This is a genomic window from Streptomyces sp. AM6-12 (assembly GCF_044327085.1).
Classification (GTDB): domain Bacteria; phylum Actinomycetota; class Actinomycetes; order Streptomycetales; family Streptomycetaceae; genus Streptomyces.
The window spans coordinates 1,723,104-1,748,548 of sequence record NZ_JBIQWN010000001.1 but is presented as its reverse complement, the minus strand read 5'-3'; the positions used below and the strand labels follow the sequence as shown (position 1 = coordinate 1,748,548).

General features: G+C 73.4%; 20 protein-coding genes. 18 read left to right on the top strand and 2 right to left on the bottom strand.

Annotation, left to right across the window (positions count from 1 at the left end; translation table 11 throughout):
- Positions 1 to 4: 4 nt before the first annotated feature.
- From ACE4Q9_RS07805 to ACE4Q9_RS07775, 7 genes are all read left to right on the top strand, one after another.
- Entirely contained in the window at positions 5 to 1,516 is a 1,512-nt protein-coding gene (locus ACE4Q9_RS07805; RefSeq protein ID WP_397983500.1) for a glycoside hydrolase family 3 protein, read from the top strand.
- A gap of 348 nt (positions 1,517 to 1,864) precedes the next feature.
- Positions 1,865 to 2,896, top strand: coding sequence for a phytanoyl-CoA dioxygenase family protein (locus ACE4Q9_RS07800; RefSeq protein ID WP_397983499.1), 1,032 nt, complete (start codon positions 1,865 to 1,867; stop codon positions 2,894 to 2,896).
- Positions 2,893 to 4,176 carry a DUF6271 family protein gene (locus ACE4Q9_RS07795; protein WP_397983498.1) on the top strand — a complete coding sequence of 428 codons (1,284 nt, stop codon included), beginning with the start codon at positions 2,893 to 2,895 and terminating at the stop codon, positions 4,174 to 4,176. The genes ACE4Q9_RS07800 and ACE4Q9_RS07795 overlap by 4 nt, the downstream gene beginning before the upstream one ends.
- Before the next feature lie 125 nt (positions 4,177 to 4,301).
- On the top strand, positions 4,302 to 5,438 hold the full coding sequence (locus tag ACE4Q9_RS07790) for a type III PLP-dependent enzyme (protein WP_397987151.1): 1,137 nt from the start codon (positions 4,302 to 4,304) through the stop codon (positions 5,436 to 5,438).
- Between the two features lies 1 nt (position 5,439).
- Entirely contained in the window at positions 5,440 to 5,958 is a 519-nt protein-coding gene (locus ACE4Q9_RS07785; RefSeq protein ID WP_397983497.1) for a GNAT family N-acetyltransferase, read from the top strand.
- Positions 5,844 to 7,175 carry an MFS transporter gene (locus ACE4Q9_RS07780; protein WP_397987150.1) on the top strand — a complete coding sequence of 444 codons (1,332 nt, stop codon included), beginning with the start codon at positions 5,844 to 5,846 and terminating at the stop codon, positions 7,173 to 7,175. Before ACE4Q9_RS07785 ends, ACE4Q9_RS07780 begins: the two co-directional genes overlap by 115 nt.
- Positions 7,165 to 7,569, top strand: a complete 405-nt coding sequence (locus ACE4Q9_RS07775; RefSeq protein WP_397983496.1) for a hypothetical protein — start codon at positions 7,165 to 7,167, stop codon at positions 7,567 to 7,569. The genes ACE4Q9_RS07780 and ACE4Q9_RS07775 overlap by 11 nt, the downstream gene beginning before the upstream one ends.
- 228 nt (positions 7,570 to 7,797) lie before the next feature.
- On the opposite strand, the gene ACE4Q9_RS07770 is transcribed toward ACE4Q9_RS07775, so the two are convergent.
- Entirely contained in the window at positions 7,798 to 10,638 is a 2,841-nt protein-coding gene (locus tag ACE4Q9_RS07770) for a BREX system ATP-binding domain-containing protein (protein WP_397983495.1), read from the bottom strand.
- A gap of 483 nt (positions 10,639 to 11,121) precedes the next feature.
- Between ACE4Q9_RS07770 and ACE4Q9_RS07765 the strand changes: the two genes are divergently transcribed.
- The 9 genes from ACE4Q9_RS07765 to ACE4Q9_RS07725 all read left to right on the top strand — a co-directional run bounded on the left by ACE4Q9_RS07765 (position 11,122) and on the right by ACE4Q9_RS07725 (position 19,617).
- The gene (locus ACE4Q9_RS07765; protein ID WP_397983494.1) at positions 11,122 to 11,595 is read left to right on the top strand and encodes a hypothetical protein; all 474 of its coding nucleotides are present in this window, start codon (positions 11,122 to 11,124) and stop codon (positions 11,593 to 11,595) included.
- Positions 11,596 to 11,598: 3 nt separating this feature from the next.
- Positions 11,599 to 12,336: a thioesterase II family protein gene (locus ACE4Q9_RS07760; RefSeq protein WP_397983493.1), complete on the top strand. Its 738-nt coding sequence runs from the start codon at positions 11,599 to 11,601 to the stop codon at positions 12,334 to 12,336.
- An 88-nt stretch (positions 12,337 to 12,424) separates the two neighbouring features.
- Positions 12,425 to 13,330 (top strand): class I SAM-dependent methyltransferase, encoded by a 906-nt coding sequence (locus ACE4Q9_RS07755; protein ID WP_397983492.1) that lies wholly within the window; start codon positions 12,425 to 12,427, stop codon positions 13,328 to 13,330.
- A 414-nt stretch (positions 13,331 to 13,744) separates the two neighbouring features.
- On the top strand, positions 13,745 to 14,581 hold the full coding sequence (locus ACE4Q9_RS07750; RefSeq protein WP_397983491.1) for a BTAD domain-containing putative transcriptional regulator: 837 nt from the start codon (positions 13,745 to 13,747) through the stop codon (positions 14,579 to 14,581).
- A 52-nt stretch (positions 14,582 to 14,633) separates the two neighbouring features.
- The gene (locus ACE4Q9_RS07745; protein ID WP_397983490.1) at positions 14,634 to 15,098 is read left to right on the top strand and encodes a group II truncated hemoglobin; all 465 of its coding nucleotides are present in this window, start codon (positions 14,634 to 14,636) and stop codon (positions 15,096 to 15,098) included.
- Positions 15,099 to 15,378: 280 nt separating this feature from the next.
- Positions 15,379 to 16,605, top strand: a complete 1,227-nt coding sequence (locus ACE4Q9_RS07740; protein WP_397983489.1) for a Cmx/CmrA family chloramphenicol efflux MFS transporter — start codon at positions 15,379 to 15,381, stop codon at positions 16,603 to 16,605.
- Positions 16,606 to 16,738: 133 nt separating this feature from the next.
- Positions 16,739 to 17,488, top strand: coding sequence for a methyltransferase (locus ACE4Q9_RS07735; RefSeq protein ID WP_397983488.1), 750 nt, complete (start codon positions 16,739 to 16,741; stop codon positions 17,486 to 17,488).
- A 129-nt stretch (positions 17,489 to 17,617) separates the two neighbouring features.
- On the top strand, positions 17,618 to 19,075 hold the full coding sequence (locus ACE4Q9_RS07730; RefSeq protein WP_397983487.1) for an NAD(P)/FAD-dependent oxidoreductase: 1,458 nt from the start codon (positions 17,618 to 17,620) through the stop codon (positions 19,073 to 19,075).
- Between the two features lie 134 nt (positions 19,076 to 19,209).
- A complete protein-coding gene (locus ACE4Q9_RS07725; RefSeq protein ID WP_397983486.1) occupies positions 19,210 to 19,617 on the top strand; it encodes a RidA family protein in 408 nt (135 codons plus the stop codon).
- A 106-nt stretch (positions 19,618 to 19,723) separates the two neighbouring features.
- On the opposite strand, the gene ACE4Q9_RS07720 is transcribed toward ACE4Q9_RS07725, so the two are convergent.
- The gene (locus ACE4Q9_RS07720; RefSeq protein ID WP_397983485.1) at positions 19,724 to 20,314 is read right to left on the bottom strand and encodes a flavoprotein; all 591 of its coding nucleotides are present in this window, start codon (positions 20,312 to 20,314) and stop codon (positions 19,724 to 19,726) included.
- 220 nt (positions 20,315 to 20,534) lie between these two features.
- Here ACE4Q9_RS07720 and ACE4Q9_RS07715 point away from each other — a divergent pair, with 220 nt between their 5' ends.
- Both ACE4Q9_RS07715 and ACE4Q9_RS07710 read left to right on the top strand, forming a co-directional pair.
- On the top strand, positions 20,535 to 23,807 hold the full coding sequence (locus ACE4Q9_RS07715; protein ID WP_397983484.1) for an amino acid adenylation domain-containing protein: 3,273 nt from the start codon (positions 20,535 to 20,537) through the stop codon (positions 23,805 to 23,807).
- Positions 23,804 to 25,444: a GMC family oxidoreductase gene (locus tag ACE4Q9_RS07710; protein WP_397983483.1), complete on the top strand. Its 1,641-nt coding sequence runs from the start codon at positions 23,804 to 23,806 to the stop codon at positions 25,442 to 25,444. Before ACE4Q9_RS07715 ends, ACE4Q9_RS07710 begins: the two co-directional genes overlap by 4 nt.
- Position 25,445 lies beyond the last annotated feature (1 nt).

The window sequence follows — 25,445 nt, the reverse complement described above, 5'->3', positions numbered from 1 at the left end:
CCCGATGACCACACTCGCCACCACGGGGTCTGACAGCGGCTCCGCCTCGGGTGACGCCCTCACCCGTGACGCCCTCGCCGTGCTCCAGCCGGGCTTCGACGGCACCGCCGCCCCCGACTGGGTGCGCCGCCGCGTCGGCGAGGGCCTCGCCTCCGTCGCCCTGTTCGGCCGCAACGTCGTCACCGAGAAGCAAGTCACCTCCCTCACCGCCCAGTTGCGGGCCGAGCGGGACGACCTCCTGATCGCCATCGACGAGGAGAGCGGCGACGTCACCCGCCTCGACGTGCGCACCGGCTCCTCGTTCCCCGGCAACCACGCCCTCGGCGCCGTCGACGACCCGGACCTCACCCGCGCCGTCTCCCGCGAACTGGGCCGCCGGCTGGCCGCCTGCGGCGTCAACTTCGACTGGGCGCCGTCCGCCGACGTCAACGCCAACGCGGACAACCCGGTCATCGGCGTCCGCTCCTTCGGCGCCGCCACCGACCTCGTCGCCCGGCACACCGCCGCCTGGGTCGAGGGCCTCCAGTCCACCGGCGTCGCCGCCTGCACCAAGCACTTTCCGGGCCACGGCGACACCAACATCGACTCCCACCACGCGGTACCCCGCATCGACGTCGACGCCGAGACCCTCTTCGCCCGCGAGCTGCCGCCGTTCCGCGCGGCGATCGCCGCCGGCACCCGCGCCGTCATGAGCGCGCACATCCTCGTCCCGGCCCTGGACCCCGACCGCCCCGGCACCCTCTCCCGCCGCATCCTCACCGAGCTGCTGCGCGGCGAGCTCGGCTACCAGGGCCTGATCGTCACCGACGGCATGGAGATGCGCGCCATCTCCGGCACCTACGGTCTGGAACACGGTGTGGTCCTCGCCATCGCGGCCGGCGCCGACGCGATCTGCGTGGGCGGCGGACTGTGCGACGAGGACACGGTGCTCGGCCTGCGGGACGCGCTCGTGGCCGCCGTACGCTCCGGCGAACTCCCCGAGGAGCGCCTCGCCGACGCGGCCGCGCGGGTACGGGAGCTGGCCCGCTGGACCGCCGCCGGGCGCGACGACGCGGCCCGCACCGAGCCGGCCCCGGAGGTCGGCCTGACGGCGGCCCGCCGGGCGCTGAGAGTCACCCGCTCCGGCGCCCCGGCACCCGTCAACTCTCCCGTGTTCGTGGCCCAGTTCAACCCCCAGCCCAACATCGCCGTGGGCGACCAGACGCCCTGGGGTGTCGCCGCCGAGCTGAGACGGCTGGTGCCGGGCAGCACGGACGGATCCTTCACCGGCTCGGACGCGGGCACCCACGTCCTGGCCGCCGCCGGTGACCGCCGGATCGTCGCCGTCGTCCGCGACGAACACCGCCACGACTGGATGCGCTCCGCCCTCGACACCCTCCTCGCCGCCCGCCCCGACACGGTTGTCGTGGAGATGGGTCTGCCCCAGGCACCCCCGCGGGGCGCCCTGCACATCGCGACGTACGGCGCCGCACGGGTGTGCGGGCTCGCCGCGGCGGAAGCCGTCGTAAGGGGCTGAGCAGCGGAGTACGACAGGTCGGGGGGCCTGTCGTACTCCGGCTTGGGCGGGTCCGCGGGGGCGTGGGCCTTCGCCGTTCGCCGGGATTTTGCGCGTATCCGTGCCCCCGAAGGGGAGCGGGGCCGTGCTCGACATGCGGCTCCGACGCGCGGGCGCGACCAGGCCCCACGCACCCGCACCCGCCACCCGGCCGCACCCGCCCCCCTCAGCGCCCCCGCCACACCCGCCTCCCACCTCACCCGCCCTCCGCGCGGCGGCCACCCCGCCCGCCCGAACATCTCCGCGCCTGGCGTATGCCACCGGCAAATGTCTCACCGCCACCCACATCCGTACCCCCGGAGTGCTCGCATGCAGACACCCGCCCCCTACCTCCACCGCGCGGCTTCCGACCGCCCTTACTTCAGTGCCGACGGCGAGACCTACCTCGCCCCGACCCCGCTGCGCGACATCGAGAAGTCCCGCCCGCTGAGGGTGCTCTCGGCCGAGGACTTCGCCTTCTGGCAGACGTACGGCTATGTCGTCGTCCGCGAGGCGATCACCCCCGGCGAGGCCAAGCAACTCCTCGACTTCACCTGGGAGTTCCAGGGCCTGGACCCCGACCGCCCGGAAACCTGGTACGCACAGCCCGAGTTCCGCTCCGAACTCGACCAGCACCTGTTCATCTACGGCTTCGTGGAGGCGTACCACCACCAGCTCCTGTGGAACAGCCGCCAGAACCAGCGCGTCTACGACGCCTTCGTGGACGTCTGGGACTGCGAGGAGCTGTGGGTCACCCTCGACCGCCTCAACCTCAACCCGCCCAACACCGGCACCCGTTCCCGCTCGCTGATCGAACCCACCACCGAGGGCTTCGACATCGACCTGCACTGGGACGTGGACACCACCCTCGCCGTGCTGCCCCAGCGCGTGCAGGGCATCATCGCGCTGAACGACACCCGCCCCGAACTCGGCGGTTTCCAGTGCGCCCCCGAACTCTTCCGCCGCTTCGAGGAATGGCGCCTCACACAGCCACCCGGCCGCGACCCGATCCGCCCGAACGCCGACCGCGCCGAGTTCCCGGTGGTCCGCCCCGACCTCCAGGCCGGTGACCTGCTCATCTTCAACGGGCTGCTCGCCCACGGCGTCGCCCCCAACCACTCCGAGCGCGGGGTCCGGGCCGTCCAGTACCTGTCGATGATGCCCGCCCTGGAGGAGCACACCACCCTGCGCGACTCCCGCGTGCACTCCTGGCGCACCCTGGCCACCCCCGACTGGAACGCCACCCTCCTCGGCGACGCCCGCCACCCCGAGGCGGAGCGCTACGGCACGGCCGAACTGGATTTCCTGGGCCGCAAGTTGCTCGGTCTGGACTCCTGGACCGGGGGAGGCGACGCCGAGTGACCCCCATCTGCCTCTGCCTGCCCACCAACCGCGCCTGCCCCGCGACGATCACCGCCCTGCACGAAGAGGCCGCCTACGCCGTCGGGCACTTCGGCACGGACGTCCACCTCCTGATCCTGGACTCCGCCGACGACCGCACCCGCGCCGACCACCTCCGGGTCCTCGCCACCCTCCCCGAGGTCCCCGGCGTGACCGTCCACCACATGGACGAGCAGCAACAGCGGGCCCGGTTGCGGGAGTTGATCGAGGTCGCGAACCTGCCCTCCGGCCTCCTCGACCTCCTCCTCCCGCCCGCCGTCTCCTACGGCGCCTGTACCAACCGGGCCTTCCTGTTCGCCGCCGCGCTCGGCTGCCGTTCGGTGCACCGCAGGGACTCCGACAGCACCTACCAACTCCACGCCGGACAACCGGTGTTCCCCATCCACCACGAGCTGCCCTGGCTGGGCCGCCCCGCCGCCGAGGCCACCGCCGCCGGCCTGCCCACCGACCTCGCCCCGGCCCATGCCCACCGTCCGGTGTCCCTGGCCGGCGCGTCCTTCATCGGCGAACTCTCCGTGGACATAGGCGAGATACGCCGTCTCGACCCGGCCGTCTACCACGACGTGGTCGGCCTCTGGGCGCCCGTCGACTGGCCGGAGGAGCGCAAACGGGACCTGGTCACCGAGTCCTTCACCGGCGCGGGCACCACCCCGTTCACCGGCGACCGCTCGATCCTCACCCTGGTCGACCCCATGCGCGTCGACATGTGCAACGTCGCCTTCGACCGATCGGTCTACGAACGCGTCCCGCTGCCGCCCGCCACCGACACCATCGGCAGCGACTACTTCCTCCTCCACCTGGTCCACGACGCCGCCCTGCCCGGCATCCTCCACAACCGGCACATCGAGAACTTCCACACCCCCGAACGCCGCACCCCCACCGGCTTCCCCGCCTACCAGCGCCGCTTCGTGAAGTTCCTGCTGTCGATGCGCTACTTCCACCCTGTCTACGACCGCATGACCGCGACCGGTGCCGCCCTCCTGGACGCGGAGGACCGGATACGCCCCGACCTGATCGCCGCGTTCCTCCGCGAGAGCACCACCCTGGACCCCGCCGAGAACCTCTGGCGCCTGGACCGCCTGGACACGTCGTACCGGAAACTGGGCGGAAGGTACGCGGAATTCGCCGACCGGATACGCGACGAACGCGACCAGTTGCTGACCGAGGCCGCCGCGGACATGACGTCCTACGCGGACCTGATCGATGCCTGGCCCGCACTGATCGAAGCGACCCGCCCGTGAACGCCGCCCCCGACAGGCGCGGGCAACCGCACGCCCAGCCCCACCGGACCCACACCCGCCCGACGGCGGCTCCCGGCACGACAGACGCACTCGCCACCGCCCTCTCCTGCGCCGACACCGACCGCATCATCTACGACCTCACCGGCATCGCCGCCCAATACGACTCCCTCCTCTCCGAACTCCCCGGCACCGACGTCCGCTTCGCCCTCAAGGCATGCCCGGTCGACGACGTCCTGCACTGTCTCGCCGCCCGCGGCGCCGGCTTCGACGCCGCGAGTCCCGCCGAGATCGCCCAGGCTCTGCGCACCGGCGTCCACCCGAGCCGCGTCCACTACGGCAACACCATCAAGTCCGACCACGACATCGCCGACGCCCACCGCCAGGGCATCCGCACCTTCGCCACCGACAGCGTCGAGGACGTCACCGCCATCGCCCGGCACGCCCCCGGCGCCCGTGTGTTCTGCCGCCTCGCCACCAGCGGGGAGGGCGCCCTGTGGGGCCTGAACCGCAAGTTCGGCTGCGCCCCCGAGGACGCCGTACGCGTCCTGGACACGGCCCGCGCCGCCGGCCTCACCCCCGCCGGTCTGTCCGTCCACGTCGGCTCCCAGCAGATGACCGCCGAGGGCTGGCAGGCGGCCCTCGACCTGCTCGCCGACACGCTGACGGCGCTGGTCGGGCGGGGGATCGTACCGGACCACATCAACCTCGGCGGCGGACTGCCCGCGCTCGGCTACCAGGACCGCCACGGCAACCCCCTCGCGCCGCCCCTCGACAAGATCTTCGCCGTGCTCCGCGAGGGCATGGACCGACTCCGCGCCCTCGCCCCCGTCACCTTCGTCATGGAACCGGGCCGCCACCTCGTCGCCGACCACGGCGCCGTCCGCGCCCATGTCACCCGCCTCACCCGCCGCCGCGGTCCGGACGGCGAGGACGCGCACTGGCTCTACCTCAGCTGCGGCAAGTTCAACGGCCTCTACGAGATGGACCAGTTGACCCACCACATGGTCTTCCCCGGCCGGACGGACGCGGGGGAGACGGTGCCGGCGATCGTCGCCGGGCCCACCTGCGACAGCGACGACGCCTACGGGGCGGGCCTGCACCCGGTCCGCGTCCCCCGCTCCGTCACCTCCGGCGACCCGGTGTGGATCCTCTCCGCCGGAGCCTACGCCACGAGTTACACCACCGGCGGCTTCAACGGCTTCGCCCCGCTGCCCTGCGTCTGCGTCCGCGCACCCGACTCCTCAGCACACGAACGGCCCTGACATGAACGACCCGCTGCACATCCGGGAGATCGCGGCCCCCGACTGGCCCGCCCTGGCCGCCCTGGAACACGAGGCGTACGCCCACCTCTCCCTCGCCGAGGGCGAACACCTGCTGCGCTCCCGCGCCGCCGCCTCGCCCGCCACCTGCTTCGCGCTCACCCTGCACGGCCAACTCGCGGGCTACGCCCTCACGTTGCCCTACCCCCGCGCGCACTGCCCCGACCCGAGCCGCCCCGAGCACACCCGCCACGACACCACCAACCTCCACCTGCACGACCTGGTGATCAGCGCCCCGCTGCGCCGCCGGGGACTGGGCACCCGCCTGGTCCGCCATGTGACCGAGACGGCACGGGCCCGCGGCTTCGAGACCGTCTCCCTCGTCGCCGTGGCCGGCAAGGAGACCTTCTGGCGGGCGCAAGGCTACGCACCCCACCCCGAGACCCCCGTCCCGTCGGCCTACGGCGCCGACGCCCTCTACATGTCGGCCCGCCTGTTCCGCGAAGCGCTGAGGACGCCCTGATGCCCACCCCCTCCTTCACCCGCGCCAAGTGGTCGATCGCGGCCCTGTTCTGCTTCCTCGGCTTCCAGTACGGCACCTGGGTCTCCCGCCTCCCCGCGCTGAAGACCCGCCTCGATCTGGGAGCCGGGGAAGTGGGCCTCCTCCTGATGGCCTGCGGCGCGGGCGCGGCGGCCGCGTTCCCGCTGGTCGCGGTGCTGATGCGGCGCCTGGGCGCACGCACCCTGTCGCTCGCCTCGGCGCTGGCCCTGATCGTCGTACTGGCCGCGCTGTCGGTCGTACCGAACTACCCCCTGGCGCTCCTCGCGGTCTGCGCCGACGGGGTCGCCGTCGGCTGCCTCAACGTGGCCATGAACGCGCAGGGCGCCGCGCTGGAGTCGACGTACGACCGTACGGCCATGTCCCAGCTGCACGCCACCTTCAGCGCGGGCCTGCTCACGGCGGCCCTGCTGACCTCCGGGGTCACCAGCCTGACCCAGTCCGTCCCGGCCCATTTCACCGTCGCGGGCGCGGTGTTGCTGCTGTTGCTGGTGTGCGCCCGCCGCGGTCTGCTCCCCGACGCGCCCGCGCCGGACGCGACGCCGGAGAAGCGGCGCGCCCGGCACTGGACCCTCCCCTCCGGCCTGACCCTCCTCATGGGCTGCGCCATGACCTTCGGCACCATCACCGAGGGGGCGATGAACGACTGGTCGACCCTCTACCTGAAGGACACCGTCAAGGCGTCCTCGACCGTCGCCCCGCTGGGTATCGCGGTGGTCTCCGCGACGATGCTGCTGGCCCGCGCGTGCGCCGACCGCTGGCGCGACCGCTGGGGCGACGGCCCGGTGGTGCGCGCGGGCAGCGCGCTGGCCGCCGTCGGACTGGGGCTCGCGCTGCTGACCGGCGGGGTGCCCGCGACGCTCCTCGGCTTCGCCTGCGTCGGCCTCGGCGCGGCCGCCATCACCCCGTGCGTGTACGTCGCCGCCGCCGAACGGGGTTCCGACGCACTGTCGTTGGTCGCTGCCATGGGCACCGTGGGCCTCTTGGCCGGCCCCGCGCTGATCGGCTTCGTGGCGACGGCGGGCGGCCTCACCCTGGGCATGGCGGTGGTCGCCGCCTCGGCGCTCGCGGTCACCGCGACCGCGATCTGGATCCCCTGGAATATCCGCTGGTCGCCGGAGCCACAGGTGAGTACCTTGCCCTCCATGACCGACGACGACCGAAAGGGAAGTGCCGCGTAGGCGCCCCTCGGCCCTGCGCGCCGCACTCCCTGTCCGCGCCCGGCGCCGCCACCCCTCCATCGACCACCTGTCCGGCTCCTGCCTGGCCGCCCTCCGCCGCCTCGACCACGCCCGCTACTGGCCCGGAGCCACGACCGAGGCCTTCCGGCACTGGCAGTCCCTGGCCCACGCCCCCCTCCGCCGGCTCACCACCACCCTGACCGCTCCGGGCTGCGGCAACCTCGGCTGCTGCGATGTGCCCTACTACCGCGACCACTTGGAAGAAGCCCTGCACGCCCTGCCCGCCAAAAGCGCCCGCGAACTACGCTTCCTGGTGGCGTCGCTGGACGAGAAGATCCTCACCCGAGCCTTCCTCGGCACCCCCACCGGACCCTGGTGGCGCGAGCCGCTCTAGGCGCTGCCCGGCGGATCGCGGAGTGCAGCCTGACACGGGCCCGGGGTCATGAAGACGTGACGTCTCGTCGTTGAAGAGTTCGACAGACCCCTGCGCCCGGTTCGACGCCCGGACAGGCGGCGACGACCAGGTCGAGCTGGTGCTGCATGTACCAGCTGCTGGCGGCCTGACCAAGGGGACGCGGCACGCCGGTTCCACGGGTGACCCGAACCGGGCACCCGCCCCGCGTCAGCCCGTCCGCAAGCGCGGCAGCGGGGTGAGCGTGGCCCGGTGCGGGCGCAGACGTACCGGGGCCGGGGCGGGCTCCTCGTCCGGCGGAAAGAACTTGGTCAGTTCGTGCCGCCCGCTGATCCGCAACTTGCGGTAGGAGTGGGTGAGATGGGATTCGACATTGCGCAGGCTCACCTTCAGCAGCTGTGCGATGCCGCGATTGCTCAGCCCGCGTGAGGCCAGCTCGGCGACCTGCCGTTCGGTGGGCGTCAGCAGCGACTCCGTGGAGTCCTTGCGCGGGTCCGGCCGGCCGCCCGCGCCCCGCAACTCCCGTTGCACCGCCGCGACCAGGCCCTCGGCGCCCAGCGAGATGCCGACCTCGTTGGCGCGGTGCAGCAGCTCGCGGGCGCGTCCGGTGTTGCCGGCGCGCCGGTGGGCGGTGCCGGCCGCGGACAGGGCGTGCGCGAACAGCAGCGGCGCCGGGGCGGGTTCGAGGAGTTCCACGGCCCGGCCGGCGAGCTGGAGCGCCTCCCGTCCCGAGCCCGCCGCGGCCTGGGCGACCAGCGCCCGGCCCAGCGCGAAGGGCGCCCCCCAGCGACCGGCCAGCTCCGCCTCCTCGCGGGCGGTACGGCGGGCCCCCGCCGCGTCCCCGAGGGCCAGCAGGAGCGCGGACCGGGACGAACGCCAGGGCAGGACTGCCGGGTTGACCACCCCCCGGCGTTCGAGCTCCGCCGCGCACCGGGCGATCAGGTCGAGCCCGCGCCGGGCCTCGCCGAGCCGCCCCAGCGCCCGCCCGGTGCTGTGCAGCAGATGCAGCCGCCACCAGGTCACCGGCCGGTCCTCGGGCAGCGGCGGCGCCTCGTCAAGGAGGGCGCGGGCACCGGCGATGTCGTCCTTCTCCAGGGCCACCTCGATGAGCACACTGCGGGCGAGCGCCCCGGTGTGGTACCCGTCGGCGCCGATCCGGGACAGCAGCTCCAGTGCCTCGCGGGAGTCGTCCCCGGCCTCGGCCAGATGCCCGCGGTGCAACTGCACCAGGCCGCGCACGGCCAGCGCTTCGGCGCCGCGGGGCACATCGCCCTCGGCGCGCGCGAGCCGCACCTCGGTGTCCACCCCCTGCCGGGCGTCGTCCACCTCGCCCGCCCACAGCAGGGCGAGCAGCGCGTGGTACCAGGTGGGGGAGCCGTACGGGGCGCGCGGCACGGACAGGACGCGCTGGGCGATCCGCCGTACCGCGGGCGCCGAGTCGCCGCGCGCGGTACGGAGCAGCAGCACCCGCTCCAGCCGGCTCTCGCCCCCCTCACCGGGCCGGTAGCTCCCGTCGAGCAGCCGGATATGGGTGAGCCCCCGGCGCAGCCGCGCGGTCGCCGCCGGATCGCCGCCGCCGATCTCCCGTTGGGCGTCCTCCAACACATGCCGGGCGCGCGGGAGTTCGTCGAGACGTAGCAGGATGTGGGCGAGTTCCAGCGCCTGCCGGCCGCGCTCGGCGGGCCCGGCGGCGGTGGCGCGTGTCACCAGCGCGCCCGCGGCCGCGGGCAGATCGAGCCGGGTGAGCACCTGGACGCGCAAGTCCTCGGCGCACGCGGCCAGTTCCGGCGGCAGTCCGTGCAGGACGGCCTTCTCGATCAGCCGCCGGGCGCCCGCCGGGTCGGTGCCGGCCATGCCGCGGGCGCTGTCCAGCAGGAGCCGGGTCATCCAGGGCTCGTCCAGGCGGTGCGAGCGCAGCAGATGGGTGGCGATGTCCTCGCCGGGCGCGCCGCGCAGTCTAAGACAATGCGCGGCGAGCCGGTGCAGCTCGCCGCGCTCGGCGCACGGGATGTCCTGGTAGAGCAGTTGGGCGAGCAGGGGGTGGCGGAACCTCAGGTCGTGCGGGTGCAGCAGCCCCGACTCGGTCAGCCTGCCCAGACATCGGCAGGCGTGCTCCGTGGGTATGCCGCACAGGGCGCCGAGCAGGGCCGCGTCCATCGGCGCGCCCAGGATGCTGGCCGCGCGGGCGACCTGCACGCCGTGCGGGTCGAGTCGCCGCAGCAGGCACAGGATGCGCTCCTTCACCGCCTCCAGCCGCGTCCGCTGCTCCGGCGGGTCCGCCGGCGGGTGGCCGGGCGGATGCTGGTCCGCGGTGGCACGGCGCGGGGCGGCGGAGAGCGCGGGAACGGTGCGTATCTGCTCGGTCAGCAGATACGGGTTGCCGCCGCTCTCCGCGATCAGGGCGCCCACGGATTCCTGGCCGTGGCCGCAGAGCGCGGCGGCGAGATCGAAGGCGGCGCTGGGGCTGAGGTCGTGCAGATGGATGTGCCGGTCGGGACGGACCCCCTCCATGAACTCGACCAGCAGATGCTGGTCGCACGCCGGTTCACCGCAGCGCTTCGTGGCGAGCAGGGCCACCGGCAGGTTCTCCAGACGGCGGGTCAGGAACCCCAGCCACAGCAGGGACTGGAGGTCGGCGTACTGGACGCAGTCGACCGTCAGCAGGATCGGGGTGCGCCGGGCGGCCCGGCCCAGACACGCGCACAGCTCCGCGAGCAGCGGGTAGCCGGGGCCGGCCGGGTCCGCGGCGCTGTCGGACGCGCCGCACCGCGCGAAGGCCCGCTCCCACATGCCCGAGGTCTCGGGCAGCGCCCCGAGGAGCTGGTGCACGACGCCGAGGGGAAAGCGCTGCTCGGCCGGGGACGCGGTGGCGGACAGCATGGCCATGCCCTGCTCACGGGCGTACGTCTCGGCCCAGCGCAGGAGCGTGGTCTTGCCGGTTCCGATGATCCCTTCCACCAGCGCGGCCGCTCCCGTGCCGGTCCTGGCGGAGTCGAGCAACTCGACGATGATCTTCGCTTCTTCGCTCTTGCCGAACAGTTCCCGGGGCACCGGGCCCACACCTCCTGCCTGAACAGTGCATGACCTGGGTGACGAGGAAACGGAATGGGGGCTCAAAAGCCGGAGTTCGTGAAACAGGCCGGAATCAGCGCCTTCAGGCACCTTTTCCGGTCATGACGGAGCGGTCCCGGCCATCGTAGGAAGGATTTCGCCAAAGGGCGCGGGAAGTGCGTCCGATAATCCCCCCACGGCTCCCCCTGGACACCGGTGAAACGGCGTACACCGCTGATGCCTCCGACGCTAGCACGAGTACCCGTCACATTTGTACAGCCAGTTGCCCGGTAGGTTCCGGAGCGTGTTTCTTCGGCCAGTGCTTCGGTCTCACCGTATTGATGTCCACGGGTACCGCACGAGTACGGTCGGCACGGCTCAGAGCCGGTGACCGGTGATCCACCGACGGAAAGCGGCCACCGCGCGTCCCGTCCCATTCCTCCGTCCTATTGGCGGAAACCCGGTGGAAGGAGCGATGCCCACGTGTCCGCGATCAGTCAGCACCTCGGCGGCGGTCGTACCGAGCAGTTCGTCCTCTCCCTGACCGGCATCCTGCCGTACGTCTACGAGCAGGCCTGGCAGTCCGTGCTGGCGGCCTCGCCGGTGCTGCGCGGGGCCCTGCCCGGCTCCCGGTTCCCGCTCCGCGTCGTGGACTGGCGGGCCACCCGCCCCGCCGTGCAGGAGGCGCGGCTCGCCGAGCAGTTGTCCGAGGAGGCCGCCGCCGGACTCGCCCGTGACGAAGGGCCGTCGATGCGCGCCACCCTCATCCGGCGCACCGACGCTTCCTGGACCTTCGCCTGGCGGTACACCCGCGGGCTGCTGGACCGCGGGACCGCGCTGCGCCTGCTGGCCGAGGCCGCCGACGAGTACGGCGTACTGCTGCGCGGCGGCACCCCGTGGCCCGTACCGCGGCTCGGGACGCGGAGTGCCGCCGCGCCCCTGCGGGCCGGTGAGTGACGGATGAGCGACTGCTCGGTGCGCCTGTTCTGCCTGCCTTTCGAGGGCGTGTCGGCGGGTGTCTACCTGCCCTGGCGCCAGGCGCTCGGCCCCTCGGTGGTCGTCACCCCCGTGGAACTGCCCGGCCGCGGGCGCCATCCGCGCACCCGCCCCTGCTTCCGGATGGAGCAGTTGCTGGCCGAGGTCCTGCCGTACGTGGTCCGCATGCGCGACCGGCCGTTCGCGCTGTACGGGCACGGGGTCGGCGCGCTCCTCGCGTACGAGATCGCCGCCCGCCTGGAATGGGAGCACGACGCCGTGGCCGAACGGCTCTACGTCTCGGGCGCCGGGCTGCCGCACCGCGCGGCGCCCGAGCGGCCGGTCGGCGGGCTGCCGGACGCGGAGATGCTGCGCCGGCTCGGCGAGTGCGGCCGGATACCGCCGGGCGCCCACGACCCCCGGCGGGCGGGCCGGGTGCTCGCCGCGCTGCGCGCGGACCGTGCCGTCCTGGAGTCGTACCGGCGCGATCCGCGCCATGTCGTGCACTGCCCCGTCACCGTCATGACCGGGCGGGACGACCGCAGCGTCGCCGCCGGCCCGGCCGGGTGGCACCGGTGCACCCGCGGTTCGCTGCGCACGCACACCTTCCCCGGCGGGCACTACTTCCCGCTCACGGCCGGCTGGAAACTGCTGGACACCTTCCCCCGTGACCTGCTGCGGCCGGAGGCGGTGCGGCGGGCCGGGCTCGCGGCACTCCGCTGACCGGCCGGTGCTCGCCGCGTTCCGGAAACGGCAACAACATTTGCCCGGCCCGCCCGGCATGCTCATGCTGGCCGCCGGAGGTGACCGTATGACCACACACCACACCGAGGATGTCGGCGGCGATGCCCTCGCCGCCGGGCCGGAACCGGAGACGGAGGCGGAGCTGGAGGCGGAACTGTGCTCCGGCTTCCTGGCGGAGGCGGCCGGCTGGCTGCGGGACCTGCTCGTGCCCGCGGACCGCGTGTCGGCGGTCCGCCGGGTGCTGGACGTGGGCAGCGGGCCGGGAGCGGCCTCCTGCGAACTGGCCCGCGTCTTCCCGCGGGCGCAGGTCGTCGCCGTGGACCGGTCGCCGTCGCAACTGGTCCGGGCCAGGGCCAGGGCCGCGGAACTCGGGCTGACCGGCCGGCTGAGCACACGGCGGGCCGAACGGCCCGAGGAGTTCGGCGCACTGGGTCCGGCCGACCTGATCTGGACCGGCAACGTCTGCCGCCACCTGGGCGACCAGCAGGCGGCGGTGACCAGCCTGGCGTCCGCCCTGCGCCCCGGCGGGCTGCTCGCCATCTGCGAACGCGGCCTCGCGCCCCGCTTCCTGCCCCGTGACATAGGCATCGGCCGGCCCGGTGTGCAGGCGCGGCTGGACGCGGCGCTGGAGGACCGTTTCGCCGAGCGGCGGGCCCGGCTGTCCGGCGCGACGTCCGTGGTCGAGGACTGGCCGCGCCTGCTGGCCGCGGCCGGGCTCGTGCCCGCCGGTACCCGCACCTTCCTGATCGACTTCCCCGCCCCGCTGGGGCCGGCCGCACGCGGATACCTGCGCGCCCGGCTGACCCGGCTGCTCGCCGAGATCGGCGACCGGCTGGACCTCGCCGACCGGCTGACCGTGGAACAACTCGTGGACGGCGACGCCTGCACCGGCATCCTGTGGCGGCCCGACGCCTTCTACCTCACGGCGGTCACCGTGCACACCGCCCGCCTGTGCACGGGCCGCCGCACCTGAACGATCCACCGGGCGCCGCCCTGACCGTGGCCGCCGCCCCGACCCCGGCCGCCGCCCCGACCGCGGCCGCCGCCGGATGAGCCGGCGCCATTCACCAGGCGCCGTATTCGGCGGGGAGCGCGTTCTCTTTCCCTCTCGCGCGCGGAAGGAGAACGCGCCCTTCGGCATGCCCGGATTCGGTAGCACCTTCCGCGGCGCGCCCCCCGCCCTTTTCCGGGAAACACCTCCGCGGACCGCCCGGCCCCCCGATGGGACATCGGTATGCCCGTGTGCGGTACGGCCCAGATTCTTCGGTCATCCCTACGGTGCCACCGTATTGAGGCCCCCGGTCCCGCACTCCTAGGTTCCTTCCGTGGCCACCGCCACACGGAATTGCTGAAACCGGGCACTTCACGGTGATGTTACGGAGGACTCGTGAAGATTCAGGTTCTGGGCCCCCTGCACGCAGTGGCCGACGGAACCGCGGTCACCCCGGCGGCGGGAAAGGAGCGGCAGATCCTGGCGCTCCTCGCCCTCCATCCGGGGCGGCCCGTGCCGGTGAGCGGCCTCATCGAGGAGCTGTGGGGCTCCCGGCCGCCGCGCACCGCGCACAGCACCGTCCAGACGTACATCCTGCGGCTGCGCCGCGCCCTGGCCGCCGCGCTCGGCGGACCGGGCCGGCCGGACGGTCCGCATCGCGCCCGGCGACTGCTGGCCACCGGGCACGGGAGCTACCTGCTGCGGATCGCGGAGGAGGACGTCGACGCCTTCGCGTTCCAGCGGGCGGCGCGGGCGGGCCACGCCGCCTTCGCGGACGGCGAGGGGGAGCGGACCGCACGGCTGCTGCGCGAGGCGCTGGCGCTCTGGCGGGGCCCGGCTCTGGTCGACGTGCCCGCCGGTGAGGCGCTGCGCGTCCAGGCGGCCCGCCTCGAAGAGGCCCGGCTGCTCGCGACCGAACGCTGCGTCGACGCCGGACTCCGGCTCGGCCGGCACAGCGAACTCATCCCCGATCTGGTGGAACTGACGATTCGTCACCCCAAGAATGAACGGCTGCACGCACAGGCCATGGTCGCGTTCTACCGCTCGGGACGGCAGTCCTCGGCACTGGAGCTCTACCGCGCCCTGCGCCGCCGGCTGGTGGACGAACTGGGCCTGGAGCCCTCGCCGCAGCTCCAGCGGCTGCACGAGGCGATCCTCGCGGTCGATCCCCGGCTGGACGTCCTCGCCCAGGGCGGCAGGCCGACGCCGACCTTCGACCTGTACGCGGCCTGACCAGCGCGCCACCCACCCCCACGGAAGACCCCGACCAGCGGAAGGCGACATCGTGACCGACCAGGTCCCCACCCTCTACGAGTGGATCGGCGGCGCCGAGGCGCTGAGCCGGCTCACCGAGGAGTTCTACTCCCGCGTCCGCAAGGACGACCTGCTCGCCCCGATCTTCGCCGGGATGTCGGACGACCATCCCCAGCACGTCGCCACCTTCCTCGGCGAGGTGCTCGGCGGCCCGGCGGACTACACCCGCCACCACGGCGGCTACCGGCACATGGTGTCCCGGCACCGCAACCGGGCCATCCAGCCCGCCCAGCGGGAGCGCTGGGTGGAACTGATGAGGCAGGCCATGGACGTGGTGGGACTGCCGCAGGACGCGGAGTTCCGCTCGGCGTTCATCGGCTACATCGAGTTCGGCTCGCGTCGCGCCATGGCCAACTCCCAGCCGGGTGCCGGACCCGGCCGCCGTACCACCATCAAGACGTGGGGCTGGGGCGAGGCCGTACCCGGCGACGACTGACCGGCCGCCCGGCGGCGTCCCGGTATCGGCAACAAATGTTGTCCGCCGGCCACGCCCGGTCCCAGCATGGGCACCAGTGGTGATCACCACGAACACGCGGATCGCCGGGGCACGGCTCAGCACGCGGCCGTGGCTCCCCTCGCCCGTGGCACCGCGCCATGCGCCCCGATCCGCCTGCCCGGACAACCCGAACAAGGAGTTCGCCCATGCGTATGACCACTGGGCCGGCGCGCCGCGACACCGCGCCGACCGGTCCCGAGCAGACCGGGGGTGGCCGCCGATGAGCGCCCAGACCGAACAGCTCCGGGCGGCCGACGGCAAGGCCACCGCCCGGCTTCCGCTCGGGGTCTACCTTCTCGCGTTCAGCCTGTTCGCCATGGGCAGCGCCGAGTTCCTGCTCGCCGGTGTGCTGCCGGACATCGCCGACGACCTCGACATCTCCCTGTCCGAGGCGGGCGCGCTGATCTCGGCGTTCGCCATCGGCGTGGTGCTCGGCGGACCGCCGCTGGCCGTCCTGACCCTGCGCTGGCCGCGCCGCACCACCCTGGTGGTCTCGCAGGCCCTCTTCGCCGTCCTGGTGGCGATCGGCCTGGTCAGCGACAACTTCACGGTGCTGCTGATCACCCGCTTCCTGTGCGGTCTCGCCTACGCGGGGTTCTGGGCGGTCGCCGCGGTCACCGCGATCAGTCTCGTCACCCCCGACCGCACCGCCCGCGCCTCGGGCGTGGTGGTCAGCGGGCTCAGCGTGGCGATGGTGGCCGGCGGCCCGGCCGGGGCGCTGCTGAGCCACTTCACCTCCTGGCAGGGCGGCTTCTGGGCGGTCGTCGCCCTCACCGCGGCCGGCGCGCTCTCCACGGTCGCCGCGGTGCCCGCCACCCGCGCCGCGCAGGAGCCCAGCGTGCCGCGGGAGCTGCGCACCATGAAGCAGCCACAGCTGTGGGTGGTGTACGCCGCGACCCTGCTGAGCACCGCCGCGTACATGATCTCGTACAACTACCTCGCGGCCTTCCTCACCGACATCACCGGGATCCACTCGGTGTGGGTGCCCGCGGTCCTCGTCCTGTTCGGTGTCGGTGCCTTCGTCGGGCTGTCCATCGGCGGCCGGATCTCCGACGGGCGCCCCCATCACGCGCTGCTGATCGGCGCGGCCGGCATCCTGGTCGCCTCCGTGCTGCTCGCGCTGTTCGCCCACCACGCGGTGGCCGTCGTCCCGCTGGTGCTGATCCTCGGCGTCGCGGGGTTCGTGCTCAACCCGGCCATCTACGGACGGGTATTCACGGTCGCGGCCGGGGCGCCCACCCTCGCCGGCGCCACCGCCGTCTCCATGTTCCAGCTCGGCATCAGCCTGGTGCCGCTCCTCGCCGGTGTGGCACTGGGCGCCGGCGCCGGACTGACGGCCATCCCCTGGCTCGGCGCCGGGCTCGCCGTCCTCACCGTCCCGGTCGTCCTGGCCGACCGGACCATGGCGCGCGGCCGCACCGGCGACTCCCCGCCGGCCGACGGCTGATCCACCCGGCGGCCGACCCGTCGCCGTCCGCAGCCCGGCGGTCCCGCGTCCGTCCCGCACATCCCACCGTCGAGAGCCGTGGCGCAGCACGTCCGCGACGCGCTGCGCCACGGCTCTTCCCAAGGAGGTTCGCATGGACAACGAACTCGGATACGAACTCGGCACCTGGGTCGTGTCGCAGATCCAGGACCCGGACCGCCCGGCGCGGACGGAGTTCTCGCTGCTGGACCGGGACTGGGAACTGCTGCCCGAGGTGTTCCCGCCGTTCACTGATCCGGGCCCCGGCCTGTTCGCCTCCTGGGTGCCGTACGAGAAGGGCGGCCGCTTCCTGGAGATGGGCTGCGGCGCCGGGGTCGCCGCAGTGCTCGCCGCACAGCAGGGCGCCGAGCGGGTACTGGCGCTGGACGTCAACCCGGCGGCGGTGGAGAACACCCGCCGCAACGCCGCGCGGCACGGCGTGTCCGACCGGGTGACGGCCCTGCACAGCGACCTGTTCGACGCCCTGGACCCGGCCGAGGTGCTGGACCTCGTCTTCTGGAACACCCCGTTCATCGAGGCGCCCGAGGACCGCGCCTACGGCGGCCGGATCGAGCGGGCGGTCTTCGACCCCGGCTACGAGCTGGTGCGCCGGTTCTTCCGGGACGTGGTCCCCCACCTCTCCGCCGGGGGGCGCGTCTATCTCGGCACCAGCGAGGCGATGGGCAACCCGCGGAAGATGCTGCGGGCCGCCGCCGACGCCGGATTCGAGGGCCATCGGTACCGCAGCGAAACCGTCGGACTCCAGGCCGCTGATTTCCCTGATTCCCCGGCGGTGAAGGCCCACACCGACGAACGCGGAATGGTGGACATGGACTTCACGATGTACGAATTCCTGCGCCGCTGACCGCGCACCGCCCGGCCGGGAGGAGAACCCGGCGCGAAACCGACCGCACCATCAGTTCAGTTCCGACGTAATCGATTCGCTTCGTCTCGATCCGGGCGATACGACAGCGCCCTGGAAGATTGGAATGTGATGAACGCCAACGGAAAGGCAGACGGCGGCAGTTTCGACGTGGTCATCGCCGGCAACGGAGTCCTCGGTCTGTCGCTCGCCTGGGTCCTCGCCCGCCGCGGACAACGGGTCGCCGTGCTCGGTCGGCCGGGCCGCCCCTGGGCCGGCTCCACCGCGGCCGGCGCCATGCTCGGCTGTTTCGGCGAGGTCACCACCTCCCTGTTGGCCAGCGAGCACGGCCGGGCCAAGCTGGAACTCGGCATCGCGGCCCGCGCCCTGTGGCCGCAGTGGCTGGCGGAGCTGGAGGAGCGGACCGAGGGCGCCCCCGTCCAGACCGCGCAGGGCACCACCGTCGTCCTCAACACCATCGGCACCGCCGAGATCGACGACGCCAACTACCGCGCCATCCGCGCCGAACTCACCCGCTACTCCGAGCCGTTCGAGGACGTCGAGCCCGCCGACCTCGACTGGGTGGACGCCGAGCCGATCTCCCGCCCGCTGAAGGCCTTCCACATACCCGGCGAGCACGCGGTCGACTCCGCCGCCCTCCTGGAGCGCCTGGAGGCGGCCGTCGTCCAGGCCGGCGGCACCCTCGTACCCGAGTTCGCCGCCCGCGTCGAGTACCGGGGCGACCATGTCACCGGGGTCGTACTGGCCGACGGCCGGCGGATCGCGGCCGGCCATGTCACGCTGGCCGCCGGTGCCCGCACCCAGGAACTCCTGGACAGCCTGCCCGTCGGCCCCCGCATCCCCCGCCTGGTCAGCGGCTACGGGGTGTCCGCCCTGATCAGGACCGTGGACGGCAGCACCCCCGACAGCGTCGTCCGCACACCGAACCGCTCCTTCGCCTGCGGCCTGCACGTCGTCCCGCGCGGCGACGGGCACGTCTACGTCGGCGCCACCAACGTCATCTCGGCCGACCCCCGTGACACCGCCGAGATGCGCGACCTGGTCTTCCTCCTCCAGTGCGCCCACCGCCAGGTCCGCCGCAACCTCTGGAACAGCGATGTCACCAAGGTGCAGGTCGGCAACCGCCCGGTGTCCATGGACGGTTTCCCCCTGCTCGGCGACGGCGGCATGCGCGGCCTGTCGGTCATGACCGGCACCTACCGGGACGGCCTGCACCTGTCCCCGCTGCTGGCCCAGGACTTCGCGGCGCGCGTCCTCGGCGAGGAGACGCGGCCCGATGTGGCGCGGTTCGCCCCCGTACGGCAGCCGCTGCGGACCGGGACCCGTGAGGAGATCGTGGACGTCCTCATCGACCACCAGATGGGCATCGGCTACGAGCAGGACTGGACGATCCCCGTCGAGTGGCACCAGTGGATCGAGATGGACCTGCGGCCCGGCACCCTCGCCTGGGCGAACGGACTCGACCCCGAGTTCACCCCGCCCGCCGAACTGCTTTTCGCGTCCCGCTTCGACCCGGAGCTGGTCAGCGTCCTGCGCAAGTACTACGCCACCTGCCGCGAGTACAGCTGACCCACCACGGGCGGCCCCGCCCCCTGCTCACCTTGACCCCGCGCGCCTGATCCCGCACCCCGAACCCTGCACCGCCGTGCGGGCGGACCGGTTTCCCTCACCCGCCCGCACGGCCGTCGAGAAAGGACAACGCAATGGCAGTCGAGGCGATCGACCCGCCCGGCCTCCCCGAGCCCTACGGCTGGCGGCAACTGGCCGTGGGCACCGGCAGCCGGGTGGTGTTCCTCAGCGGCCAGACCCCGCGCACCGCCGACGGCAAGCCGGTGGGCATGGGCGACCTCGCGGCCCAGACCGAGCAGGTCTACCTCAACATCGCCACCGGACTGGCCGCGGCCGGCGCCACCTTCGACGACGTGCTCCGCCTGACCATGTACGTCGTGGACTGGTCGCTGCCCAAGTGGGAGCAGGTCGGCGCGGGCGCCGAACGGGCCGCCGCCAAGCTGGGCGTCGACGTCGTCCGGCCCACCACCCTCGTCGGCGTCGCCACCCTCGCCGAACCCGACTTCCTCATCGAGATCGAGGCCACGGCCATCGTCTCCTGACCGCCGCCGAGCGGGACGCCGGGGCCACCCGCCCGTCCCGCCCGGCCGCCGTACGAAACGCCTGGTGCCCCGCGCCCCGGAAACGGGAGGCGGGGCACCACGCGTATCAGCAGGGCCGGCCGGTCACCAGGAGGTCCCCGATCACCTTCGCCACCGACTCCGGCGACGGCAGCCCCGGGTGGTGGCTCGCAGTTCCGGTGGCCGGGTCGTAACCGTCGTGCCACTCCGGCTCGTTGACGAGCGCGCCGTCCTCCCGCAGCTGCGCGATGTTGCGCCGCACCGCCGGCTTGCGCCACATCTTCGCGCCCATCACCGGGAAGTAGACGACGGGACAGTCCACCGAGAGCGCCACGGTCAACAGCCGGTTCGGCGCCGCGCCGACCGCCGCCGAGGCCAGGGTGTGGGCGGTGGCCGGCAGCACGGCCAGCACATCGTGCTCCGCGGCGAGCCGTGACGGCTTGTCCGTCGGCCAGTGTGCCGGGGACTCCCCGCTCACCACCCGCTCGGCGAACAGGGCGAGACTCTCGGGGGACACGAAGGAGGCCGCGGTGTGGGTCAGCAGTACCGTGAACGTACTGCCCTCGATGTGCCGGCGCATCGCCTGGATATACGCGGGAAGCCCGGTCACCGCAATCGAGCCGGTGGCCCCGACGAGTATGCGTTTCCCGGTTGCCGCCGGGGAGTATTGGATTTCCATGCCCCGATGATGTCGCCGCCGTCCCGCCCCCGGTCAACGGCGTGCACGCAAATGCCGGGGAGAATCCGGCGGCGGTCCAGCGGCGGTCCAGCACCGGCCAAATCCTTCGGCCGTCCCTACGGTCGCACCGTATTGAGACCGAATGCGGCCGTTGCCTAACGTCCCCTTCGCCACGCATTCGAAGGCCGATCAGGCAACCGACGAAAAGGGGCGGACACCGATGGAGGATCTCTTCGCGGAACTGCGTACCCGGACCGGCCACCGCGGCCCGGACCGGGACACGCCGGAACTCAAGCCGCGGCCGGAACAGCGCCACGAACCCTTCCCGCTCACCGACATCCAGCAGGCCTATCTGATCGGCCGGCTCGGCGGCCTGGAACTCGGCGGCATCTCCAGCCAGTACTACCTGGAGTTCGACTGTCCCGGCCTCGACGTGGACCGGCTGACCGCGGCCCTGCACAAGGTCGTCGCCCGGCACGACGCGCTGCGCACCGTCGCCGGCCCCGACCGGACCCAGCGGATCCTCCCCGCGCCCGAACCGGCGCCGCACCTCGTGCGCACCACGGACCTGCGCGGCCGCCCGGAGGGCGAACAGCGCGACGAACTGGAGCACGTCCGCGCCGAGTTGACCGGCCAGGTGCTCCCCGCCGACCGGGCTCCGCAGCTCGACGTCCGGGCCACGCTCCTGGACGGCGGCCGGGTGCGGCTGCACCTCGCCGTCGACCTGCTGTTCCTCGACATGCCCAGCCTCTTCCGGCTGCTGGCGGAGTGGCGCCGCCACTACGACGACCCCGGCCTGCGCCCGCGGCCGCTGGAACTCTCGTTCCGTGACTACGTGCTGGCCCAGGAGGAACTGCGCGAGTCCGGCACCGGCCAGGCCGCCGCCGCGTACTGGACCGAGCGCCTGGACACCCTCCCCCCGGCCCCCGAACTGCCGCTGGCCACCGCCCCCGAACAACTGGGCACCCCCCGGTTCGTACGACACCGCGCCACGCTCGCCCCGGAGCGGTGGGCGGCGCTGCGGGCGGCGGCCGGCGAGCACGGGCTCACCCCCTCGGGTGTGCTGCTCGCCGCGTACGCGGAGGTGCTGCGGACCTGGTCGCGGCGGCAGGAATTCACCCTGACCGTGACCCAGTTCCACCGGCTGCCGGTGCACCCGCAGGTCGACGAGATCCTGGGCGACTTCCTGTCGCCGGGGCTGCTCGCCGTCGGCGGACGCCCCGAGGAGACGTTCGCGCGCCGGGCCGCCGACCTCCAGGAGCGGCTCCTCGACGACCTCGCACACGCCACGCACGGCGGCATCCGCGTGCTGCGCGAACTGGCCCGGCGCCGGGACGACGGCCGCGCCTCCATGCCGGTGGTCTTCTCCAGCACCCTCGGCGACGGGAAGACCCCCGGAGCCGGGGCTCTTGAGTCCTTCGGGGAACTGGTCCACGACCACAGCCGCACCCCGCAGGTCTGGCTGGAGAACCAGATCCTCGAACTCGACGGTCGCCTCAGCGTCAACTTCAACGCCGTCGAGGGCCTGTTCCCCGAGGGCACCCTGGAGGACATGTTCGAGGCGTACCTGACGCTGCTGCACCGGCTCACGGACGACCCGTCCGCCTGGAACACCACGCGGGGACTCGTACCGCTGCCGGCCGCACAGGCCGAGGAGCGCAGGCTGGCCAACGCCACCGCCGCGGACATCCCGCCGGCCCTGCTGCACGAACTGGTCGCCGACGCGGCCCGGCGCAGCCCCGACGCCATCGCGGTCCTCACCCCCGGCACCGAGACCACGTACCGCCGGCTCACCGACGACGCCCACCGCCTCGCCCACCGGCTGCTCACCGGCCCCGCCACCGCACCCGGCGAGATCGTCGCCGTCTCCATGCGACCGGGCGCCGCCCAGTACTCCGCGTTGCTCGGCGTGCTGCACGCCGGCGCCGCCTACGTGGCCATCGACCCGGAGCTGCCCGAGGAACGGCGGCTGCGGCTGCTGGCCCGATGTTCGGTGCGCGCCGTGATCACCGAGCCGGACCTGCGCGAGTCGCTGCGCTGGCCGGCGGACGTGACGGTGCTGACCCCGCAGGACGCGGCCACCCTGGAGTGCCCCACGGAGCGGCCCGCGCGGCGCCGGAGCCCGGACGACCTGGCGTACGTGATCTTCACCTCGGGCTCCACCGGCGAACCCAAGGGCGTGATGATCAGCCACCGCGGCGCCGCCAACACCGTGCAGGACATCAACCGCCGCTTCGGCGTCGGCCCCGACGACCGGGTACTGGCCCTCGCCCCCACCGGTTTCGACCTGTCGGTGTACGACCTCTTCGGCGTCCTCGGCGCCGGCGGCACCGTCGTCGTCCCCGACCCGGCCCGCGCGAACGACATCGCGCACTGGACCCAGTTGCTCGGCCGCTACGGCGTGACCATCTGGAACAGCGTGCCCGCCCCGATGCGCATGTGGATCGACTCGCTCGGCGACGGCGGCGCCCCGCGCGGCTGCCGCCTGCGCCTCGCCCTGCTCAGCGGCGACTGGATACCCGTCGACCTGCCCGACCGCATCCGGGAGAAGATCCCCGCGATGCGCGTGATCAGCCTGGGCGGCGCGACCGAGGGGTCGATCTGGTCGATCCACCACCCCATCGAGACCGTACGGGCCGAGTGGTCGAGCATCCCCTACGGCAAGCCCCTCGCCAACCAGACCATGCATGTCCTCAACCAGTGGCTGGAGCCGTCGCCCGTCGGCGTCACCGGCGAGATCTACATCGGGGGCACCGGTGTGGCCCAGGGGTACCTGGGCGACCCCGAGCGCACCGCCGAACGCTTCGGCGTCCACCCCGTCACGGGGGAACGCGTCTACCGCACCGGCGACCTCGGCCGCTACCTGCCCGGCGGCGACATCGAGATCCTGGGCCGCGAGGACTTCCAGGTGAAGATCAACGGCTACCGGGTCGAGCTGGGCGAGATCGAGGCCGCCCTCCTGCGCCAGCCGGGCGTGCGCACCGCGCTGGTCACCGCGCCCGCCCACGCCCGCACCGGCCAGCGGCAGATCGCCGCGTACGTGGTGCCCGAGACCGGCGCCGACCCGGACCCGGCCGCGCTGCGCGAGGCGCTGACCGCCCTGCTGCCCGGCTACATGGTGCCCAGCCGCTTCCTCACCCTGGACACCCTGCCCCTGACCGCCAACGGCAAGATCGACCACAAGGCGCTGCCCATGCCGTGGAACGACGACGCCGAGACCGGGACCGGTCGCACCGCACCCCGCGGCCGGCGGGAGGAGCGGCTGTTCGCCCTGTGGTCGCGGCAACTCGGCCATGGCGACTTCGGCGTGGAAGAGGGCTTCTTCGACATCGGCGGCGACTCCCTGCACGCCGTCGGTCTGCTCGCGCTGCTGCGCGCCGAGTTCGGCATGGGCGCCGAGGCGGAGCAGGAGATGGTCGAGGCCCTGTTCATGAACGCCTCCATCGCCTCGTTCGCCGAACTGATCGCCACCGACGAGGAGGTGACCGCGTGAGCGGCACCCGTGCGCATGCCGCGGAGCCTCGCGTGTGGGAGTACGTGATCGTCGGCGCGGGCTCGGCCGGCGCCGTCACCGCCGCCCGGCTCGCCGCCCGCGGCTCCGGGAGCGTGCTGCTGCTGGAGGCGGGCCCCGATCAACCGCGCCCCCGCGACCGCGCCCATCCGCTGGCCGACGCCGGCCGGCTCGTGCTCGCCGGCTACAACTGGGACTACCGGGCCAACCTGCGCACCAGCAGCCGCCTGGAGGACCTGGTCCGCGCGCCCGGCCCGGCCGCCGGCCCCGGCACCGGCCGGGCCGGGGCCAGCGCCCTGTGGGAACGCTTCCCGTACCAGCTCGGCAAGGTCGTCGGCGGCGGCTCCGCCGTCAACGGCGCCATCGCCCTGCGCGGTCTGCCCCGCGACTTCGCCGCCTGGGCCGCGCACGGCAACCCCGACTGGTCCTGGGAGCAGGTGCTGCCGTTCTACAAGGACATCGAGGACGACGCCGACTTCCCCGGTCCGCTGCACGGCGACAGCGGCCCGCTGCCCGTCCGCCGCACCCCCCGCGAGCAGGTGCACGAACTGGACGCGGAGTTCTGGGCGGAGTGCAACCGGCGGGGCGTGGCCACCCTGCCGGACCTCAACGCGGGCGCCGAGGCCGGGGTCGGCGCGATCCCCGGCAACACCGTCGACGGCGAACGCGTGGACGCCGCCACCGCGTTCCTCTCCGGCCCCCGCAACCTGCCCGACCTGCGCCTGCGCACCGGCGTCCGGGTCATCCGGGTGCTGTTCGAGAAGAACCGGGCCGTCGGCGTCGAGACGGAGAGCGACGGCCGGCGCGACGTCGTCCGCGCCCGGCACGTCGTGCTCAGCGCCGGCGCCATCGGCACCCCCGTCATCCTCCAGCGCTCCGGCGTCGGCGCCGCGGCCCTGCTGCGCGCGCTCGGCATCACCCCCGTCGCCGACCTGCCCGGCGTGGGCCGCGGCCTCGTGGACCACCCCTCGGTCGTCATCTGGTCCCGGCCGGCCGACGGGGTGTGCACGCCCGGCCTGCCCTGGCGGCAGGTCGCGGCCCGGATGAGCAGCGGCTTCGACGACGACACCGACATCCAGGTGGGGCTGCTCAACAACGTGGAGAGCCACACCATCCCCGGCTTCGTGGACCGCCTCGGCTGGCCGCTGGTCGTGGGCACCTCGGTGATGCTGCTGCGCCCGCGCTCCCGCGGCCGGGTCTTCCTCGACAGCGCCGACCCCGCGGCCGCGCCCGTCATCGAACTGGGCCTCGGCAGCGACCCGGAGGACGTGGACCGGCTCTGCCACGGCGTACGCCGGGCCTGGGACATCCTGCGCTCGCCCGGACTGTCCGGCCGGCTGGTGCAGACCCAGTTCTGGAGCGACCGGATGATCGCATCCGACGGCGTGGTGCGCAGCGGCGTGCGCCACATCATGAACCCCGGCTGGCACGCGGCCGGTTCCTGCCGGATGGGGCCCGCCACCGACCCCTGGGCCGTCGCCGATCAGGACGGCCGGGTGCACGGCACCGAACATCTGCGCATCGCCGACGCCTCCCTCTTCCCGGCCATTCCCAGCGCGCCCACCAACCTGACCACCCTGATGCTGGCCGAGAAACTGGCCCGGAGCACGAAGGAGTGAG